The 18,891-nt window shown below is 63.3% G+C and carries 20 protein-coding genes; 10 read left to right on the top strand and 10 right to left on the bottom strand.

The features are described from left to right. Positions 1 to 156: 156 nt before the first annotated feature. The 5 genes from GTP45_RS22130 (at position 157) to GTP45_RS22110 (ending at position 6,364) form a co-directional block, all read left to right on the top strand. Positions 157 to 2,163 (top strand): TonB-dependent receptor, encoded by a 2,007-nt coding sequence (locus GTP45_RS22130; RefSeq protein ID WP_161016002.1) that lies wholly within the window; start codon positions 157 to 159, stop codon positions 2,161 to 2,163. A 97-nt stretch (positions 2,164 to 2,260) separates the two neighbouring features. Then, positions 2,261 to 3,790 (top strand): DUF4331 domain-containing protein, encoded by a 1,530-nt coding sequence (locus GTP45_RS22125; protein WP_166454691.1) that lies wholly within the window; start codon positions 2,261 to 2,263, stop codon positions 3,788 to 3,790. Beyond that, a complete protein-coding gene (locus tag GTP45_RS22120; protein WP_161016001.1) occupies positions 3,787 to 4,038 on the top strand; it encodes a hypothetical protein in 252 nt (83 codons plus the stop codon). Before GTP45_RS22125 ends, GTP45_RS22120 begins: the two co-directional genes overlap by 4 nt. A 44-nt stretch (positions 4,039 to 4,082) precedes the next feature. Further along, entirely contained in the window at positions 4,083 to 5,252 is a 1,170-nt protein-coding gene (locus tag GTP45_RS22115; RefSeq protein WP_161016000.1) for a tetratricopeptide repeat protein, read from the top strand. Then, positions 5,249 to 6,364, top strand: a complete 1,116-nt coding sequence (locus tag GTP45_RS22110; RefSeq protein ID WP_161015999.1) for a HupE/UreJ family protein — start codon at positions 5,249 to 5,251, stop codon at positions 6,362 to 6,364. Before GTP45_RS22115 ends, GTP45_RS22110 begins: the two co-directional genes overlap by 4 nt. On the opposite strand, the gene GTP45_RS22105 is transcribed toward GTP45_RS22110, so the two are convergent. The 4 genes from GTP45_RS22105 to yfcF form a co-directional block, all read right to left on the bottom strand. Next, positions 6,340 to 7,002, bottom strand: a complete 663-nt coding sequence (locus tag GTP45_RS22105; protein ID WP_161015998.1) for a uracil-DNA glycosylase — start codon at positions 7,000 to 7,002, stop codon at positions 6,340 to 6,342. The two genes, GTP45_RS22110 and GTP45_RS22105, sit on opposite strands and share 25 nt — an antisense overlap. 195 nt (positions 7,003 to 7,197) lie before the next feature. After that, complete coding sequence (lipA, locus tag GTP45_RS22100; RefSeq protein WP_161015997.1) at positions 7,198 to 8,172, bottom strand: lipoyl synthase; 975 nt, start codon at positions 8,170 to 8,172, stop codon at positions 7,198 to 7,200. Between the two features lie 7 nt (positions 8,173 to 8,179). Continuing rightward, the gene (gene lipB, locus GTP45_RS22095; RefSeq protein WP_161015996.1) at positions 8,180 to 8,839 is read right to left on the bottom strand and encodes a lipoyl(octanoyl) transferase LipB; all 660 of its coding nucleotides are present in this window, start codon (positions 8,837 to 8,839) and stop codon (positions 8,180 to 8,182) included. Positions 8,840 to 8,866: 27 nt separating this feature from the next. Next, complete coding sequence (gene yfcF, locus GTP45_RS22090; RefSeq protein WP_161015995.1) at positions 8,867 to 9,493, bottom strand: glutathione transferase; 627 nt, start codon at positions 9,491 to 9,493, stop codon at positions 8,867 to 8,869. Between the two features lie 111 nt (positions 9,494 to 9,604). Between yfcF and GTP45_RS22085 the strand changes: the two genes are divergently transcribed. The 4 genes from GTP45_RS22085 to GTP45_RS22070 all read left to right on the top strand — a co-directional run bounded on the left by GTP45_RS22085 (position 9,605) and on the right by GTP45_RS22070 (position 12,823). Next, the gene (locus tag GTP45_RS22085; protein ID WP_161015994.1) at positions 9,605 to 10,519 is read left to right on the top strand and encodes a transcriptional regulator GcvA; all 915 of its coding nucleotides are present in this window, start codon (positions 9,605 to 9,607) and stop codon (positions 10,517 to 10,519) included. A 54-nt stretch (positions 10,520 to 10,573) separates the two neighbouring features. After that, positions 10,574 to 11,497 carry a LysR family transcriptional regulator gene (locus GTP45_RS22080; protein WP_161015993.1) on the top strand — a complete coding sequence of 308 codons (924 nt, stop codon included), beginning with the start codon at positions 10,574 to 10,576 and terminating at the stop codon, positions 11,495 to 11,497. A 97-nt stretch (positions 11,498 to 11,594) separates the two neighbouring features. After that, positions 11,595 to 12,128: a carboxymuconolactone decarboxylase family protein gene (locus GTP45_RS22075; RefSeq protein ID WP_161015992.1), complete on the top strand. Its 534-nt coding sequence runs from the start codon at positions 11,595 to 11,597 to the stop codon at positions 12,126 to 12,128. A 23-nt stretch (positions 12,129 to 12,151) separates the two neighbouring features. After that, on the top strand, positions 12,152 to 12,823 hold the full coding sequence (locus GTP45_RS22070; RefSeq protein ID WP_161015991.1) for a peroxiredoxin-like family protein: 672 nt from the start codon (positions 12,152 to 12,154) through the stop codon (positions 12,821 to 12,823). A 13-nt stretch (positions 12,824 to 12,836) separates the two neighbouring features. On the opposite strand, the gene GTP45_RS22065 is transcribed toward GTP45_RS22070, so the two are convergent. From GTP45_RS22065 to GTP45_RS22050, 4 genes are all read right to left on the bottom strand, one after another. Next, a complete protein-coding gene (locus GTP45_RS22065; RefSeq protein ID WP_161015990.1) occupies positions 12,837 to 13,112 on the bottom strand; it encodes a DUF493 family protein in 276 nt (91 codons plus the stop codon). 67 nt (positions 13,113 to 13,179) lie between these two features. Next, positions 13,180 to 13,968 (bottom strand): hypothetical protein, encoded by a 789-nt coding sequence (locus GTP45_RS22060; protein ID WP_161015989.1) that lies wholly within the window; start codon positions 13,966 to 13,968, stop codon positions 13,180 to 13,182. A gap of 28 nt (positions 13,969 to 13,996) precedes the next feature. Then, a complete protein-coding gene (locus GTP45_RS22055) occupies positions 13,997 to 14,773 on the bottom strand; it encodes a DUF2491 family protein (RefSeq protein ID WP_161015988.1) in 777 nt (258 codons plus the stop codon). A 1-nt stretch (position 14,774) separates the two neighbouring features. Continuing rightward, on the bottom strand, positions 14,775 to 15,596 hold the full coding sequence (locus GTP45_RS22050; RefSeq protein ID WP_161015987.1) for a hypothetical protein: 822 nt from the start codon (positions 15,594 to 15,596) through the stop codon (positions 14,775 to 14,777). Positions 15,597 to 15,682: 86 nt separating this feature from the next. Between GTP45_RS22050 and GTP45_RS22045 the strand changes: the two genes are divergently transcribed. Continuing rightward, the gene (locus tag GTP45_RS22045; RefSeq protein WP_161015986.1) at positions 15,683 to 16,165 is read left to right on the top strand and encodes a phage regulatory CII family protein; all 483 of its coding nucleotides are present in this window, start codon (positions 15,683 to 15,685) and stop codon (positions 16,163 to 16,165) included. Between the two features lie 16 nt (positions 16,166 to 16,181). Here GTP45_RS22045 and GTP45_RS22040 read toward each other — a convergent pair whose 3' ends face one another. Then, positions 16,182 to 18,119: a DUF6600 domain-containing protein gene (locus GTP45_RS22040; RefSeq protein WP_161015985.1), complete on the bottom strand. Its 1,938-nt coding sequence runs from the start codon at positions 18,117 to 18,119 to the stop codon at positions 16,182 to 16,184. 90 nt (positions 18,120 to 18,209) lie between these two features. Further along, positions 18,210 to 18,848 (bottom strand): LysE family transporter, encoded by a 639-nt coding sequence (locus tag GTP45_RS22035; RefSeq protein WP_161015984.1) that lies wholly within the window; start codon positions 18,846 to 18,848, stop codon positions 18,210 to 18,212. Positions 18,849 to 18,891: the final 43 nt, after the last annotated feature.

Raw genomic sequence — 18,891 nt, 5'->3', positions numbered from 1 at the left:
TGATTGCCTTATCAATAATGGAAATTAAACCTCTCAAGCGTGAGCAAATTATCACATTCCAGTTCGCACACAAAAAGAAATATGAATCCGCGAACGTGCCCACTGCGTATATGCCTGACAACGTGAAGTAAACGGCAAGACTGGCTGGGAGACTCTATGACAAGCAACTGCAAGCTCGCGACGATGCTGGCGCTCGCCGTTCATGGCCTCGCTGCCGCCAATGACGGCGAGGCCGCGCTAACCAGCGTGATTGTGATGGGACATTATGACAACGCCATCGGCGCCAGCGACGCCGCCAGCCAGGGCAGCGTCACCGCCAACCTGATCGCCAACCGTCCCGCGCTGCGCACCGGCGAGCTACTGGAATTCGTGCCCGGCATGATCGTCACGCAGCACAGCGGCGACGGCAAGGCCAATCAATACTTCCTGCGCGGCTTCAATCTTGACCACGGCACCGATTTCGCCACCTGGGTCGATGGCGTGCCGGTCAATATGCGCAGCAACGCGCACGGCCAGGGCTATTCCGACCTCAACTTCCTGATCCCGGAACTGGTGCAGCGCATCGATTACAAAAAGGGCAGCTACTTTGCCGACGAAGGCGATTTTTCTTCCGCCGGCGCGGCCCACATCCGGCTCAGCGACCGGCTCAAGCAAGGCCTCGCCAGCCTGACCATCGGCAGCTATGGCTATCAACGCGGCGTGGTGGCGGACTCGTTTGCAGCAGCGAATGGCACGCTGCTGTATGGCTTGGAACTGAGCCGCAACGACGGGCCGTGGCAAGCGCCGGAGCAGGTGCGCAAGTTCAGCGCCACGCTGCGCTATAGCCACGGCGACGCGCAAGATGGCTACAGCATCGCCGCCATGGCCTACCGCAACCGCTGGAACGCCACTGACCAAGTGCCGTTGCGCGCCGTGCAGTCGGGCATGATCGACCGCTACGGCAGCATCGATCCCAGCGACGGCGGCGATACCGCGCGCACCAGCGTGGCGTGGAATCTGCACCGTCGCGACAGCGACCGCTTGACTGAAGCGTCGGCCTATCTGGTGCGATCGAGTCTCGACTTGTACAGCAACTTTACCTACTGGCTCAATGACCCGGTGCAGGGCGACCAGTTCCAGCAAAGCGAACGCCGCACCATGGGCGGCGCCAGCATCAGCCAGACATGGCTCAGCAACATCGGCGGCATCGGCATGCGCAACAAGCTGGGCGCGCAAACGCGCTACGACCATATCGCCCCCATCGGCCTGTACGCCACCGCGGCACGCCAGCGCCTCGGCACCGTGCGCGAAGATCGCATCAACGAAGCCAGTCTCGGACTGTCTGCGGAAAACACCAGCTATTGGACGCCGTCTTTGCGCAGCATCGCCGGCCTGCGCTACGACGCCTACCGTTTTACAGTGAACGACGAGCGCGCCAACGCGCACAAATTCTCCCCCAAGCTAGCGCTGATTTTGGGGCCGTGGCGCGACACCGAATACTTCATCAACTACGGCGCCGGCTTTCACAGCAATGACGCGCGCGGCGTGACCGGGCCGGCGCCGGCGCCGCCGCTGGCGGCCACGCGCGGCGCCGAACTGGGCGTACGCAGCGCGTGGCTGCCCGGCCTGCAAAGCTCGCTGGCGCTGTGGACGCTCGATATCGATTCGGAACTGGTGTATGCAGGCGACAGCGGCCAGACCGAGACCAGCCGCGCCAGCCGCCGCCACGGCGTTGAATGGAGCAACCACTACATCGCCGCGCCGTGGCTGCTGTTTGATCTCGACTTGTCGGCCGCGCGCGCGCGCTACCGCGACAACGATCCAGCGGGCAACTACGTGCCGGAGGCACTGAACAAAGTGGCCGCGTTTGGCGTGACCGTGAAAGATCTTGGCCGCTGGTTTGGCGGCCTTGAAGTGCGCTACTTCGGCCAGCGTCCGCTGGTGGAAGACAACAGCGTGCGCTCGGCAGCCACCACGCTGGCCTATGGCCGCATCGGCTATCAGCTCAGCCGTAACACCAGGCTCACGCTGGACGGCTTCAACTTGCTCAACCGCCGCGCCAGCGACATCGACTACTACTACCGCTCGCGCTTGCAAGGCGAGCCGGAGGGCGGCGTCGACGACGTGCATTTCCACCCGGTCGAGCCGCGCACATTGCGCCTGACGCTCACGCACAATTTTTAAAAAATAAATATTAAATATTCTGAATCTGACGCATCACGGGTCGCGTATACCAGCCTTGCAGTACCCACAGAAGGTCAACTCATTCGGAGGAAGCGAGATGCAATCCATTATCCACCATGCAGTACGCCTTGCCGTTGCAAGCGCGCTGGCCGGCGCCTGTTTGCCGGCAGCGCTGGCGTCCAGCCACCGCGAGGCGCCGTTCGTCACACAAAGCCCCAAGGTCGACGGCACCGATTTCTATATGTTCCGCAGCTACGAAGCGGGCCGCGCCAACTTCGTCACCTTGATTGCCGACTACGTGCCGCTGCAAGACCCGTACGGCGGCCCGAACTATTTTGCGATGGATCCCAACGCGCTGTACGAGATCCACATCGATAACAATGGCGATGCCAAGGAAGACCTGACCTTCCAGTTCCGCTTCACCAATACCAACAAGGACACCAAGTTGACCGTGGGCGGCAAGCAAGTATCGATACCGTTGGTCATCAATGGCGGCGCCATCGCCGCACCGAATGCCGCCGGCGCCAATGTGCGCGAAAGCTACACCATCAGCGTGGTGCGCGGCGACCGCCGCACCGGCGCCAAGTCTGCCGTCACCAACGCGGCCGATGGCAGCACCAGCTTCGACAAGCCGCTCGACAACATCGGCAACAAGTCGATACCGAACTACGCCAGCTATGCGGCAGCCCACGTCTACAACGTCAATATTCCCGGCTGCGCGACGCCGGCGCGGGTGTTCGTCGGCCAGCGCAAAGATCCGTTCGTGGTGAACTTGGGCGAGACGTTTGACCTGGTCAACATCAAGGCGCCGGCCACCGAGTTTGCCGCCAATGCCGAGAAAGCCGCGCACGACGACCTGGCCGGCAAGAACGTCACCGCGATTGAACTGGAAGTGGCGGCGTCCTGCCTGACTGCATCGGGCAGCAGCGATCCAGTCATCGGCGGCTGGACGACCGCCAGCGTGCGCCAGGCGCGCTTGCTGAATCCGACCCCGAACAGCAGCACACCATCGAAAGAAGGCGGCGCCTGGACGCAGGTATCGCGCCTCGGCATGCCGCTGGTGAACGAAGTGGTGATCGGCCTGAAAGACAAGGACACTTTCAACGCCAGCAAGCCGTCCGGCGACGCCCAGTTTGCCACCTACGTGACCAATCCAACGCTGCCGGCGCTGATTGAAATCCTGTACGGCAGCGCCGGCGCCAAGGCGCCGACCAACTTCCCGCGCAACGACCTGGTCGCCGCCTTCCTCACCGGCGTGAAAGGCTTGAACCAGCCTGCCACGGTCACCGCGTCCGAAATGCTGCGCCTGAACACCTCCACGCCGGCGACGGCGATGGGCAAGCAGAATCGTCTCGGCGTGATCGGCGGCGACAATGCCGGCTTCCCGAACGGCCGCCGTCCCGGCGACGACGTGGTCGATATCGCACTGCGCGTAGTGATGGGCAATCTGTGCACCTTGAACCTGGGCTGCGCTCCGGCCGACGCACCGGCCGGTGGCCTGCACTTCACCGATGGCGCCTACCTTGACGACAGCTTCTTCACGGCAGCCTTCCCTTACCTGAAAACGCCGCTGCCGGGCTCGCCGCAAAGCGCCGCCACAGCACAAGCCATGCGGGGGGCGCCATGAGCTATCGACGCCTGACGCTGGGCCTGGGCGCCTTGCTAGTCCTGAGCGCGTGCGGAGGCAGCCACCACCATGGCGACACCTCCGGGCCGCCCACCACCACCACGCCGCCGGTGACCATGACGGACGCGTTTTTCAGCGCCGTGCTGGCCATCATCGGCGATGGCAGTGAAACCACGACCGAGCCGCAAGCGACTGACACCGTCGTCGCCACCGCGCCTGACGATACCGAGCCGGTCATCTTGAAGTAAGCCCGTGGCGGGCGCGATCGTGCCCGCCGCTTTGAGAGTTCATCATGCACAAACTGATTTTGATGCTGGCCTGCTGCGGCGCTGCGCTGGTGCAGGCAGCGCCTTACATTCCGGCCAGCGGACAACAAGTGGTGGCAAGCGTGCCGCGCCGGGGTGATCCTCTACAGCAGGAATTGCGCCGCCTGCGCAGCCAGTTGAATGCCAGTCCCAACGATGTCGCGCTGGCCACCACGGTGGCGCGCCGTTACATTGCGCTGGGCCGCAGCGAAACCGATCCACGCTACCTGGGCTATGCGCAAGCGGCGCTGGCGCCGTGGTGGCAGCAAGCGGCGCCGCCGCCGGAAGTGCGGCTGCTGCGCGCCACGCTACTGCAAAGCACGCACCAGTTTGCGCCTGCGCTGGCCGATCTGAAAGCGGTGCTGGCCGCCGATCCCGGCAGCACGCAAGCCTGGCTGACACTCGCGACCGTGCAAACCGTGCGGGGCGATTATGCCGACGCCACCGCCAGTTGCGCCCGCGTGTCGCGCTTGTCGATCGACCTGATCGCCATTACCTGCATTGCCAATGTCGGCGCACTGACCGGCAAAGCAGAGCGCAGCGAACAGCTACTCGACCTAACGCTGACGCGCAGCGCCAACGCGCCGCCGGAACTGCAAGTGTGGGCGCTGACGCTGCTGGCCGAAATGGCACAGCGCCGCGCTGATGGTGCGGCGGCGGAGGCACGCTTTCGCCAGGCGCTGGCGCTCAGCCCGCGCAACAGCTACCTGCAAGGCGCGTACGCCGATTTCCTGCTCGAACAAGGCCGTCACGCCGAAGTGTTGACACTGCTGCGCGATCAGGAACGCATCGACGCGCTGCTGCTGCGCCGGGCATTGGCGCTACAGCAGTCCGGTCAGCAGCGCGCCATGCAGGCCGACGTCAAAGAACTGGCGGCCCGCTTCGACGCCGCCGCGCAGCGCGGCGACACCGTGCACCAGCGCGAGCAAGCGCGCTTTGAACTGCTGCTGCGCCATGACAGCCGCGCCGCACTGGCGCTGGCGCGCAAGAATTGGGAAGTCCAGAAAGAGCCGGCGGATATCCGCATCTATCTGGAAGCGGCGCTGCAAGCGCAGGATGCCGGCGCCGCCAAACCGGTGATCGACTGGGTCGCCAGCCATCACACGGAAGACGTGATGGTGACGCGGCTGATGCGTCAACTGCGGGCGGGCATATGATGAAGCGGCTACTCCTGGCGTTGCTGCTGTGCTGTGCCCTGCTGCCCGCGCAAGCGCACAAACCCAGCGACAGCTATCTATCGCTCGACGTCCGCGAGCAGCGCGTGAGCGGCCAGTGGGACATCGCGCTGCGCGATCTTGATTACGCCATTGGCCTCGATCAGAATGGCGACGGCCAACTGACGTGGGATGAAATCCGCGCCCGCCACGCCGCCATTGCAGCGTACGCGCTGGAGCGCTTGCACATTGCGGCAGAGGGCGCAGCCTGTAGCATTAAGCCCGGTGCGCAGCTGATCGATCAGCACACCGACGGCGCTTACAGCGTGCTGCGCTTTGAGGCGCTGTGTGCGGCGCCGGTCGCCACGCTGGCCATCAGCTATCACCTGTTTGCCGACCTAGATCCGCAGCACAAGGGCTTGCTGCGATTAAGCCACCACGGCATGACCTCCACCGCCATCTTCGACCCAGCGCATGCGGAGCAGCGCCTGTCGCTGACGGCGCCGAACCGGCTGCAGCAGTTCGCCGCCTACGTCAAGGACGGCGTATGGCATATCTGGATCGGCTACGACCACATCCTGTTCCTGCTGTCGCTGCTGCTGCCGGCGGTGCTGCTGGCCGCACCGGCCGACAATCTGCGCGGCGCGTTGGTCGATGTGCTGAAAGTGGTGACCGCATTCACGCTGGCGCACTCGCTCACGCTGACGCTAGCGAGCCTGTCGCTGGTGTCGCTGCCTTCGCGGCTGGTCGAATCCGCGATTGCCGCCTCGGTGGTGCTGGCTGCGCTGAACAACCTGTATCCGCTGTTTCGCGGACGGCGACCTTGGGCGGCGTTTGGTTTCGGGCTGATTCACGGTTTCGGTTTTGCCAGCGTGTTGATCGATCTCGGCCTGCCGCAAGGTGCGCTGCTGGCCAGCCTGTTCGGCTTCAATCTCGGCGTTGAGATAGGACAGCTATGCATCGTCGCAGTGTTCCTGCCGCTGGCATATTGGCTGCGCCATACTTGGTGCTATCGCCGGCTGCTAACCGTCGGCTCGGCCTTGATTGCGTTGATCGCGGTGGTATGGTTCGTGGAACGCGCGTTTGATGTTCAAGCCCAATCGATAGGGCTGTGACCTTGGGCGGCTAAGTACTCATTCGCGCGCGAAAATGGCTTGCTGCCAAAGAAGCCCTTGTGCGCGGAGAAGGGCGATGGGTGCGGCGAAGTAATCACCAGGTGCTTGCGGCTGTCGATCAGCGCGCGCTTGGCGATGGCGTAGCTGCCCCACAAAATAAACACGATGTTCTCGCGCTGCTGCGAGAGGGCGCGGATGGCGCTGTCAGTGAACGTCTCCCAGCCCTTATTGGCGTGCGATCCGGCTTCGCGTGCACGCACGGTCAGTACACTGTTCAGCAGGAAAACGCCTTGCTGCGCCCAGTCGCTGAGATCGGTGTGTCGCCGATCAAGGCCGAGATCGTTGCGGAGTTCCTGGAAAATGTTTTGCAAGCTAGGCTGCGGGCGATTGCCATCCGGGACGGAGAAGCAAAATCCCATTGCAGCACCGGGTGTGTGATACGGATCTTGGCCGAGGATCACTACCTTCACTTGCTCAAACGGCGTGAGATCGAAAGCGCGGAAGATATTTTTACCGGCAGGGCAGCACTGAGTAGCGGCATACTCGGCGCGCACGAAGGAGGTCAGGGATTCCCAGTAAGGCTGCTCAAACTCTGCTTGCAGCTGCTGTTTCCACGATTCCTCAATGCGTATACTCATTCAAACCCCGACCCGAGCTATTATCAGCTGGGAATAGTCCGTCAAACGAGATCTATGGTCAATAGTTTTGTCTAAGGTAGAGCACTCAGATCAGCTCCACTAAATCGGTAGTCTGCAAGAATGCGATCCGCCAACGCAAGCTGCGCCATCTGACCCAGATCAAAACAAAGGGCTCCGTGAGGAGCCCTTTGTTGTTTAGCCTGCGGCCAGTACGTTGTGTGCTTGCTCGTCCGCGTGGTACGAGGAGCGCACCATGGCGCCGACGGCGGCGTGCTTGAAGCCCATCTTGTAGGCTTCTTCTTCAAACATCTTGAACACGTCCGGGTGCACGTAGCGGCGCACCGGCAGGTGGCTGTTCGACGGCGCCAGGTATTGGCCGATGGTCAGCATGTCGATGTCGTGCTCGCGCATGTCGCGCATCACTTGCAGGATTTCTTCGTCGGTCTCGCCCAGGCCGACCATGATGCCCGACTTGGTTTTCACGTTCGGATACATGGCCTTGAAGTCTTTCAGCAGCTTCAGCGAGTGCATGTAGTCCGAACCCGGACGCGCTTCCTTGTACAGGCGCGGCACGGTTTCCAGGTTGTGGTTCATCACGTCCGGCAGGCCGTCGGCGAAGATGGCCAGCGCTTTTTCCAGGCGGCCGCGGAAGTCCGGCACCAGCACTTCGATCTGGGTCTTCGGCGACAGCGCGCGGGTGTTGGAGATGCACTCGACGAAGTGCTGGGCGCCGCCGTCGCGCAAGTCATCACGGTCGACCGAGGTGATCACCACGTAGCTCAGGCGCAGCTTGGCGATGGTGTGCGACAGGTTGGTCGGCTCGTCCTTGTCCAGCGGATCCGGGCGGCCGTGGCCGACGTCGCAGAACGGGCAGCGGCGGGTGCACTTGTCGCCCATGATCATGAAGGTGGCCGTGCCCTTGCCGAAGCATTCGCCGATGTTCGGGCAGCTCGCTTCTTCGCACACGGTCACCAGCTTGTTCTCGCGCAGCGTTTCCTTGATTTCGTAGAAACGGGTGTTCGGCGAACCGGCCTTGACGCGAATCCAATCCGGCTTTTTCAAGCGCTCGACCTGCTCGACCGGCACGATCTTGATCGGAATGCGCGAGGTTTTGCTGGCGCCTTTTTGCTTTTCGCTCGGGTTGTAAGCTGGAGTAGTTTCGGTGGTCATAAGTAATTTATTCGTTTGTCGCCAAGACGCGGATCAGTTCCTCGGCCAGTTGCTGTTGTACGTCCGACAGCATTGCCTGCGCGCCAACGGTGCGCATATCGACTGTTTCCAGTCCGGCATAGCCGCAAGGATTGATCCATGAAAACGGGGCCAGATCCATCGCCACATTCAGCGACAGCCCATGGTAGGTGCAGCCATTGCCGCGTACCTTCAAGCCCAGCGCGGCAATCTTGGCGCCTTTGTGGTCGCCGCCGGCCATGTAGATGCCCGGCGCGCCTTCAACGCGCTCACCGGCGAGATTATACGCTTGTAGAACATTGATGATCGCCTGCTCGATTTTATGCACGAACTGGCGCGCATACAGCTTGCCGCCCGGCTTGTTGCGGCGCAGGTCCATCAGCAGGTAAATCACCACCTGGCCGGGGCCGTGGTAGGTGACTTCACCGCCGCGGTCGGTCTGCACTACCGGGATTTCGGACGCGCCAGCCAACAGGTGGCCGCGATCCGCACCCAGGCCCAGCGTGTAGACAGGCGGGTGCTCGACGATCCACAGTTCGTCGCGGCTGTCCGGCGTGCGGGCGTCGGTGAAGGCCCGCATGGCGGCGAAAGTGCTGTCGTAATCGGCTTTGCCGAGATGCTTGATCTCGGGAGAGGTAGGAGACGTCATGCCGCCATTATACCCCGGCGGCTATTTTCAGCCCGGCTGGTGCCTTGCCAGCCATTGCTGCACGGACGGCCGCTGCCATTGGAATTCGACGTAGTCACGCAGCTTGGCTGGCACCTCGTCGCCGTTGCGCACCAGGCGGCTGAGCATGATGGCGAGGTCGGTATCGGCCAGCGACCACTCGCCGAACAGGTGCTGCGGCCCCTGCACGAAGCGCTCGGCCAAGTGCACTAGCTTGGCGGCGGCTTGCTGCGCGGTCTCGGTCAGCGGCGAGCACGGCTTTTTGAAAAACACGGTTTCCGTGTCGCGCTCCACGCGCACCGGCACCAGATCGCTGCGCACCCATGCCTGGATTTGACGTGCTTGCGCGCGCTGGCGGCGGTCGTGCGGATACAGCCGCGCGTATTCCGGCGCCGGGAAGGTCTCTTCCAGATATTCGGTGATGGCGGTCGACTCGGTCAGCACAAAGTCGCCCTCGACCAAGGCCGGCACGCGGCCGGTCAGCGCGCGGCCGGCGTAGGCGGCCAGGCGCTGCTCGCCACTGCCCAGATCCACGGTCTTGACCGTGAACGGCAAGCCTTTCTCGGTCAAGGCCACGAAGGCCGACAGGGCATAAGGGCTGGTATAGAGGCTATCAACGTACAGTTCAAAAGGCATGGCAACTCCGGCTTAGGTAGATTTATTCACATAGTAAACCTTGTCTAAGTCCCTGTATAACGGTATATTTTCGCAATTCTTGTTAGTTTTATTTACAAAGTTATCCACAGAATGGCCCGCAGGCTGCCTAATTTTTCCGCATTGCGCGCCTTCGAGGCGGCGGCCCGCCACGAGAATTTCTCGCGCGCGGCGGAAGAATTGCATCTGACGCACGGCGCCATCAGCCATCAGGTTCGCGGCCTGGAAGAGGAATTGGGACGGGCGCTGTTCGTGCGCAACGGCCGGCAGGTGAAAATAACTAACGACGGGCTGAAGTTCGCCCAGTTCCTCGGCAAGGCCTTTGCCGATATCGCCGCCGCTACCGACGCCATGCGCGCCACCAGCATCAACCAGCGGCTGACGATTACCTCGATCCCCTCGTTTGCGGCGCGCTGGCTGGCGCCGCGTCTGGGTAAATTCATCGAGCTGCACCCGGATATCGAGGTGGTGCTGCAATCGAGCGGCCACATGCAGGATCTGGCGCGGGAAGGCGTGGACGTGGGCATCCGCTTTGGGCGCGGCAATTATCCGGGAATGGTGGTGTTTCGGCTGATGGGAGACGTGTACTATCCCGTAGTAAGTCCCCACTATCGCGGTGGAAAGCTTCCATCGACGCCAGCCGATCTGGCGCGGCACACGCTGCTGCGCTCGGTCGAGCACTGGACGCCTTGGCTGCACGCGGCCGGCGTCGATATGCCGGAGCCGTCCGGCGGGCTGCTGTTCGAGGATTTATCGATGCTGATCCGTTGCGCTGCCGACGGCAACGGCGTGGCGCTGGTGCGGCACGTGGTGGCGATGCAGGAAATCGCCTCCGGGCAGCTGCTGCGGCTGTTCAACATCGCCACGCCCAGCCCGGATGAGTACTTCTTTGTCACACCGCCCAATTCGGCAAACAAGCCGCAGGTGCTGGCGTTCCGCGCGTGGCTGCTGGAAGAGATCGAAGCCTTCCAGCGCAGTTCCGCTAATGCATGGGCTAAGCCCCTATAATTCATTCCTGCGCGGAATGCAAAACCCGGGGGCAGGGCGCTTGAAAGGAATACGATGGATCGACTTACCTTGATGGAAACGTTCGTGTGCACCGTGGAGACCGGCTCCTTTTCGGCCGCGGCACGTCTCCTCAATGTCGGCCAGCCAGCCGTATCCAAGGCGATTGCTCAGCTGGAAGAGCGGCTGCAGACCCGTCTCCTGCTGCGCTCAACGCGCGGCTTGACCACGACCGAGGCGGGACAGGCCTATTACGAATCCGCGAAACGGGCGATTGGCATAGTCAACCAAGCCGATGACGCAGCGCGTGGGGTCAGTGCTGAGCTCGTGGGCAAGCTCCGCGTATGTGCGGCGGTCACCTTCGCGCGTTTGCATATCATCCCGCACATCAAGCAGTTTCTCGCGCAGCATCCCATGCTGGAAGTCGAGGTCATGCTCGACGACCGCCAGATTGACCTGCTGGAGCACGGTATCGACGTGGCTCTGCGCATGGGCAACCTGGACGATTCTTCGATGACGGCGCGGAAAATCGCCACTGCGCGCCGCCTGGTCGTCGCCGCACCGGCCTACCTGGCCGAGCACAGTGTGCCTGAGATTCCGGCCGACCTGGCGCAGCACGAAGCGGTGGTCTACCTGGCCGATGCAGGCGGCGCGGCGACATGGTCTTTCGAACGCGGCAGCACCAAGGTTTCTGTCACCGTGCACGGGCATTTGCGGGTGAACGCGGCGGAAGGCGTACGCGCTGCGGTCTGCAGCGGTGTTGGGGTGGCCATCGCATCAGAGTGGATGTTTGCCCCGGAGCTGGCAAACGGCGCGGTGGAGCAGTTGCTGCCCGAGTGGTCATTGCCGACCATCGATTTGTGGGCAGTCTATCCGTCCGGGCGGCTGGCTAGCGCTAAGGCCCGGGCATTTACGGCCTTCGTGCAAGAGATCATGGCTGGAGCTGCTTCCAAGACGGCGGTTCTACTCCGCAAGGAATAAAGCTTATGCCGCCAGGCTGGCTACTCTGACCAGCTCAAAAACTTCATAGTTCGTCCTGTCGCAACACCTCAACGACAGCAACCACAAAGGACGAATCATGAAAAACTTCACCATCCCGACCGCAGCCACTGTCTCCCCCGCCAACCAGGCCATCTTCGAAAAACTCCAGCAAGGCCTGGGGATGGTGCCCAACCTGTACGCTACCCTGGCGCACTCCGAGCACGCACTCGGCAACTATCTGACCCTGCAGAACGGCAAGAGCTCGCTGAGCCCGAAAGAACGCGAAGTCATCAACCTGGTAGTCAGCCAGGTCAACGAATGCGCCTACTGCCTGGCGGCGCACACGGCGCTGGGCGGCATGGTTGGCTTCACCCCGGAACAGATCATCTCGATCCGCAAGGGCAGCGCGCCTTTCGATACCAAGCTCGACGCCCTGGCGCGCCTGGTCAAGAGCGCTACCGAGCGCCGCGGCCACGCCACGCCGGCGCTGGTCGACGGGTTCTTCGCGGCAGGCTATACCGAAGGCCAGCTGGCCGACACGGTCATGGTCATCGGCGACAAGATCATCACCAACTATCTGCATGCGCTGACACAGGTTCCAGTCGACTTCCCTGCCGCGCCGGCCCTGTAAAACGTCCCAAGGAGCATCACATCATGACGCTGCAAAGCAAACTCGACGCATTCAAGGCCGACTTCAGGGGCGGTAAAGCCCCTTACTTCGCGCCGCCGGAAATCCATCCGATCATGGAACGCGCTACTGCGGAACTGGTCGCCTCCGGCCAGGCTGGCCGCGCGCTCAAGGCAGGCGACCGCGCGCCGGCCTTTATCCTGAACGACCCCGAAGGCAAGCCGGTATCGTCGGACGACTTGCTTTCCCAAGGGCCACTCATCATTAGCTTTTACCGAGGGGTATGGTGCCCGTACTGCAACCTGGAGCTGCAGGCCCTGCAGGAAACGCTGCCGCAATTCCAGGCGCTTGGCGCAAACCTGGTCGCGATATCGCCGCAAACTGCCGCCAATAGCCGCAAGGCGCAGCGCCAGAACAAGCTGGCGTTTCCGATCCTGAGCGACACGCACAACGACGTCGCCGCCGCTTTCGGTCTGCGCTTTGCATTGCCGGATTACCTGATAGACCTGTACCAGCGACTGAAGAACGACCTGCCAGCCTTCAATGACGATCCGGCCTGGACGCTGCCGATGCCGGCCCGCTACGTGATCGGCCAGGACGCGGTCATTGCGTACGCCGAGGTCAATCCCGACTACACCCGCCGCCCGGAACCGGACAGCATGCTGCCGATCCTGCAGCAACTGCTGGCTGCTGCCTGACCGGCGTTCTTAATCACATGACAATCTTGACCATCGGGTGCGCCGACAGCTCGGTGTACAGCGCATCCAGCTGCTCGCGGCTGGTGGCGCGCACGGTGCAGGTCAGGCCGGTGTAATTGCCCTTGGCCGACGGACGCACTTCCATTTTGCCCTCGTGGAAATCCGCGTCATGCTTTTGCACGACCAAGATGATGGTCGGGGCGAAATCGATATGAGTCGGCCCCATGACCTTGATCGGGAAGTCGCTCGGGTACTCGATGAGGGACTCTGATGGTGGGATCGCTTGCATATTCTTGTTCCATTTCAATAAAGACCGGCGACGCCAAATGGCGTCACCAGCCTATATTGTAGCCCGATCAGGACTTTGCAAGCGCCAATGGCTCGGCCGCTGGCGGTGCAGACAGCCGTTGCAAGCGCGCCAGCGCCGACTCGTTGCCGAGCGCCGGCTGGCTCACCGATTTGCGGATCGCCTCCAGTTCGGCGGCCTGATCCAGCGGCTTCTGGCCGATGTCGGTGACGATGCGCAGGCCCTCGGCGTCGTTGCGGATGGCCTCGGCGCGGCGGGTCAGGGCCGACAGCGCGCTCGACTGGCCGCGCATGCCTTGCAGGCCGGCCAGCTGGGCCTGGCGATCAGCGCGCAATTGCTGCAAATCCTGCTGGGCGCGGGCCGAGGCCAGGGCTTGCATCGCCTTCTTGGCCTGTGCGTCGAATTCGGACAGCTGTTTCGACAGCGCATCGACGATGGTTTGCAGTTCGCTCATGTACTGCCTGGCGTCGGCTTCCTCTTGTATTTCCTGCGGCAGACGCGCCTTGTTGCCTTCCAGCTCGTCGCAGAGCAGGGTGATGGTCGATTCGGAGATCTTGCCGGCGGCGAGGCGCTCGGCCAAGGTGCCAGCGGCCTGCTCGTCGGTGGCGATCAACTGGCGCAGCTTGACCACGTCGTCCGCTTCCTTGTCGAACGCGGCACGCGCGGCGGCCAGCTTTTGGGCGGCGCTGCGCAAATTGTCGGCCAGACGGTCGCGGTCGGCCTCGGTGGCGGTTTCCGGGTCAAAGTTGGCGATCGCTTCGGACACGCGATTGCCCAGCGCGCCGAAATGCTTGGTGATCAGTCGCGCGGTCAAGCCCCAGCCATTCAAGTTGCTCATGTCAGTCTTCCTCAATCAAGGTTGCGCATCATTGGATAACGATGCGTTGCTGCTCCACCGGGATGCCAATGACGAAGTCGACATGGATCCCGCGTTTGCTACGGTCGCCGTTCACGCTGTGGAGTATTTCCGTCGTGATCAGCAGGTACTCGTGGCCGCCGCCGCGCAACTGGCGCACATACGGCATGAAATACATTTCCTGGCGCAAGCCGGTGTGGCCGCCGGCGTCGTCCAGCCGCGTTTCCGTGCCAGTGAACGGCGGCACGAACTGCGCTTGCTGATCGCCAGCGTCGCGCCAGTAGTCGAGGCCAACGCTGGCGCCGAAAATCAGTTCCAGGTCGAGGCCGGCATCGTCCAGCTGCTCGCGCCACAGGGTGTAGCTGCGGTCGCCGAGGCCGGAGCCGGATTGGCCGGTGTAGGCTTCCTGGTCTTCCGCCGTTTCAGGAATCACGCGCGCCAGCTGGGTGCAGTACATGATCTCGCTGACCTTGCCGCTGGCGTTTTGGTAGACCTGCAGGAATTTCTCCTTGTCGTCGCGGTCGCCGGTTTCGAGGTAGTAACGGTACAGGCCGCCCGCTTGCTTGAGCTTGATCTGCGAGACCGCCACGATGCGTGTGTCGTCGGCGTCCGGCAAGGCGATCAGCGAGCCGTCGGCCACGGCGCGCAGCAGCGGCGATTGCTGGATGCCGACCACGCTGCCGATGCGCGCGCCCAGCGGGAGGTCGCTGTCAGTGCGCGGCGTGTCGTTGGCGGACAGCTTGGCCGCGCCGGTGCGCAGGTAGTTGTATGCATCACTCCAGCCCATCTCAATTCCTTTCAAACGAATAATTCGGCGCGGCGCGCAGGCGGCGGAACTTGCGCACCGAGTACACGGCGGCCCAACCCAGCAAGCTGATCACCGACAGCCAAGCGAACAGGCGCAGGACGCTGCTCATGAACGATGGCGCAGGCGCTGGAGCCGCCGCTGGTGACGGCGCGCCCAAGCCCGGCATGCCAGCCACCATGCCCGCACCTTCCGGGCCCGGGGCCGCGGTCGCACCGGTCGCGGCAGGGGCGCTCGCGGCCGGTACGGGCTGGTTGCCGCTGGTGGTCGGGTAGGCGACCGGCTGGTTGCTCTGGCTCATTGCCCGGCCCAGCATGAAGCCCAGCACGCCGGCCATCAGGCCGTTGGATGGCTGGGCGGGCGGCGCATAGACCGGCGACGGGCCGGCGTAGGGCGGCGCGCCGTAGGCTGGGGCCGGCCGCTGCGGCGCGGGCTGCTGCGGTTGGCGCAGCGTGTCATTCAGCGGCGGCAGCGGTTGCGGCGCATTGGCGGCGGCGCGGCGCTCGTCCAGCGTCCGCAGCGCGCGCTCGCGGCTGGCGCCCTGGTCGACATCGCGCGACATTGCCGAGGTGTTGCGCTGCTGGGCCGGCGACCCGGCTTGCTTGCCAAACGCGCCGGGGCCGCTCTGGCGGTTGGCGGGCGGCGCTTGGCGGCTGTGCGCAGCGGAGTTGTTCTTTTGTGAAGAAAATCCGCTTTTAAACGACTTTGATGTGCCAGAATGTGAGGCCGGCCGCGCTTCTGCCGGCACATTGCCCAGAAAGGCAAGGCAAACCATCAAAAGCAGCGCAGATCTGAGTGACTTCATGATGTCATTTCACAAAGAAGTTGAATGAAAAACAGCATAGCGCCGCGCAAAGTCGCTTGCATCGGTAATAAAAGGCACGCTTCACCATGACTCGCAAATACTTGGACATGAATCAGCACGACGCGCTCTACAAGGTGGCGCGCGCGTATCCCGGCGGCATCGACGCCTTGGCGCAGGCAATGGGGATTTCGGTCAACGTCCTGCGCAACAAGCTGGCGCCGACGATCGCGTCGCACTATCCGTCGTTTGAAGAGGTGTCGACGGTGGTGGACTTGTGCCACAAGGCAGGGGTGAACGAAGCCCACCTGCCGCTGCACGCGTTGCTGACGCGGCACGGCATGGCCGCCTTCGTGGTGCCGACGCCGGACACCATCGGCGACGACGATTTATCGCAGACGGTGTGCAAGGTGATGAGCCAGGTGGGCGCGGTGGCGGAGGCGGTGTCGACTGCGCTGATGGATGGCAAGGTCACCGCTGCGGAAGCGGATTTGATCGAGCGGGAATTCCAGGGCGCGCTGTCCGCGCTGGGAGAGTGGCGGGCACGGCTGCGGTTGAAGGCGCAGCAGTAGTCCCGCCTGGCAAGGCTTATTTGTCGTTTTGGCGGTTGCGGCGGTCGCCTTTTTCTTCGCTGCGGCGTTCCGGCTCGTGACGCGGTTCGCGGTTTTCGCGCTGGGGCGGCTGAGCTTGGGGCTGCTGCTGCGGCGGCGTGAACTGGCGTGGCTGCGGTTGAGCCTGCGGCTGCACTTGCTGCATCGGCGGCGGCGTGAACTGGCGCGGCTGCTGCTGAACCTGCGGCTGCGCTTGCTGCTGCGGTTGCATCTGCGGCTGTGGGCGCGGCTCAGGGCGCTGCTCGTCATGCGGACGGAAACGCCGGCCTTCATCGCCGCCACGGTCGAAACGATCCCGCCCCGGTTGCTGCGGCGTGATGGAAATGTTCGGCGGCGTCTGCGGTTGCTGCTGCGGATTGAAGCGCGGCCGCACATCGATCCGCACATCGTTGGGGTCGATAGTCTGCGGACGTGAATCCGGCTGGCCGAACTGGCCCGGCGCCAAGGTGCTGGTCTGCCCGCGCGGCTGCTGCGCCGGCACGTTCACCGGCTGCGACGGCGCGGTAATCACGCGGCCCGGACGGTCGTTGCGATCATTGCGGTCGTTGCGGTCATTCCGATCATTGCGGTCATTGCGATCAAACCGGTCATTCCGGTCGTTGCGCCCATCGTTGCGGTCGTAGCGATCTGGGATGCCGTCGTGATCACGGTCGCCCATGCCGCCGCGGTTGGTGGTCAACGGACGGCCCGGCGGTTGCGGCGGCGTCACCGGCGTCACGCCCCGCACAAACGTGGTCGGCGGAATAATCGACGCACCACGGTTCACCACCACATTGCGGCGACCTTCAAACTGATCGCGCGGCAGCACCGTCATGCCGTCACGCGGGCCGTTCCAATCATTGCGCGGCGTGAACGGCTTGCCATTGTGCGTCCACGTCACGCGGCGTTCGTAATCCGACGACACGCGGTAACCCGGCACAAACCGGTCACGCGGCGACAGCGGATACCAGCCCAAGCCCGGCCCCGGATGATGGCCGCCGCCATTGCCGCCCACCCAGCCAACCAGCGCCGGCGCCCACACCGGCCGTCCCACGGGACGCCCCGGCGCCCAGCACCAGCGGCGATTGACCATCACCCAGCGCCCATAGTGCGACGGCGCATAACCCCATGGCGCGTTATCGATCCACGTCCAGCCCCATGGCGCCAGCCAAGTCCAGCGGCCGTCGCGGTACGGCGCCCAGTCGATGGCCACATTGCGCGGCGTCCACAGCGGGCCGTATTCGGCACTCTCAGTCCAGCTGCCGTTGCGATCCAGCTCCTCGTAACCGGTCATGCCGCTGGAGACGAAGCGGGTGGTGGTGGTGGCGCTGTCCAAGCGGTCGCGATCCTCGGCCCATACATCAAAGCCGTCGCGCCGCGCCACACTGGTACGCACGTCTTCCATGCTGACATCCACATGGCGGCCATTGTTGACCACCACCGACGAACCGGCGCCATCCACCCGCGCCGAACCGCTCAACACGCTGATCTGGCTGGTGTCGGGCACGCGATCCACGTCCACCCGCAGCACACCCGGCTCGATCATGGTGATGCGCGCCTGCGGCGTGCTCAGTTCAAAATCGCGCAGCATCTCGGGGCTGCGCACGCGGATGCTGACGCTGCCGTAGTTCAAGCGCAAACGCAGCAAATCGTCATCCATGCCGGTGATTTCGAGATCGGAATCGCTATCCACGCGCACTGCCGTCGAGCCGACGCGGAATTCGGTGCGCGCACCGCTGGCGGTATTGATGTGATTGAACGCCGTCACCGGCCAGTTGAGCGACGCACCAACCGGCTCGCCATCACCCACCAGCGTCACTTGGCCCTGCACGGCAGAAATGCGGCCGACCATGGCCGGCGGATCGTCGGCCAGCGCCAAAGCACTAAAGCTGGCCAAAGCGGCCAGCACGACGGTGTGGATAAGTTTGCGGCTCATGGCAGCGTCTCCTGTGGATATTGTTGATTTAACGCCGACCGCCACGGTTCGACTACACGGGTTACACGAGGTTACAAAATGCGTTGCGATTTAAGCAGCCGCAGCGCCGCGCTTGACGAAGAACAGCGCCGCGCCGACCGCCATCAGCAGGCCGCCGAACACGCGGTTTTGCTTTTTCACTGCGCCGGCGTCGCGGAAGAAGCGCTGCATCGACGAGGCCAGGAACGCATAACTGTGCATCACCACCAGGTCGATGCAGCACATGGTTACGGCCAGAATCAGCAACTGCGGCAGCAGCGGCGCATCGTGCGTGATGAATTGCGGCAGCACCGCCACCATGAAGATGATGCCCTTGGGATTGGTGGCATTGGTCAGGAAACCGGTCAGGAAGCGTTTTTTGATAGTTGGCACCACCACTTCCGCCTGCTTCTGCTCGCTGATGCTGACCTTGGCGCGCCACTGGCTCAAGCCGAGGTAAATCAGGTACAGTGCGCCGACGGTCTTCACGATATTGAACGCCACTTCCGACGCCAGCAGCAGCGAACCCACGCCCGCACCAGCGATAAAGAACACCAGCAGCAAGCCAGTCTGCAAACCAAAGATGGTGGCGCTGGCGCGGCGCACGCCGTACGACAGCCCGTGCGACATCGACAACACGGCGCCCGATCCGGGCGAAACGGCAATAATGCAGGCGGCGACAAAGAAAGTGATCCAGGTGGCAAAGCTCATGGCGTTTCCATTCAAATAAGCGATCTCCATTGTAGCGGTATCG

It is taken from the genome of Duganella rivi (assembly GCF_009857435.1).
Taxonomy (GTDB): Bacteria; Pseudomonadota; Gammaproteobacteria; order Burkholderiales; family Burkholderiaceae_D; genus Rugamonas; species Rugamonas rivi.
This window is presented reverse-complemented; position numbering and strand designations above follow the sequence as displayed.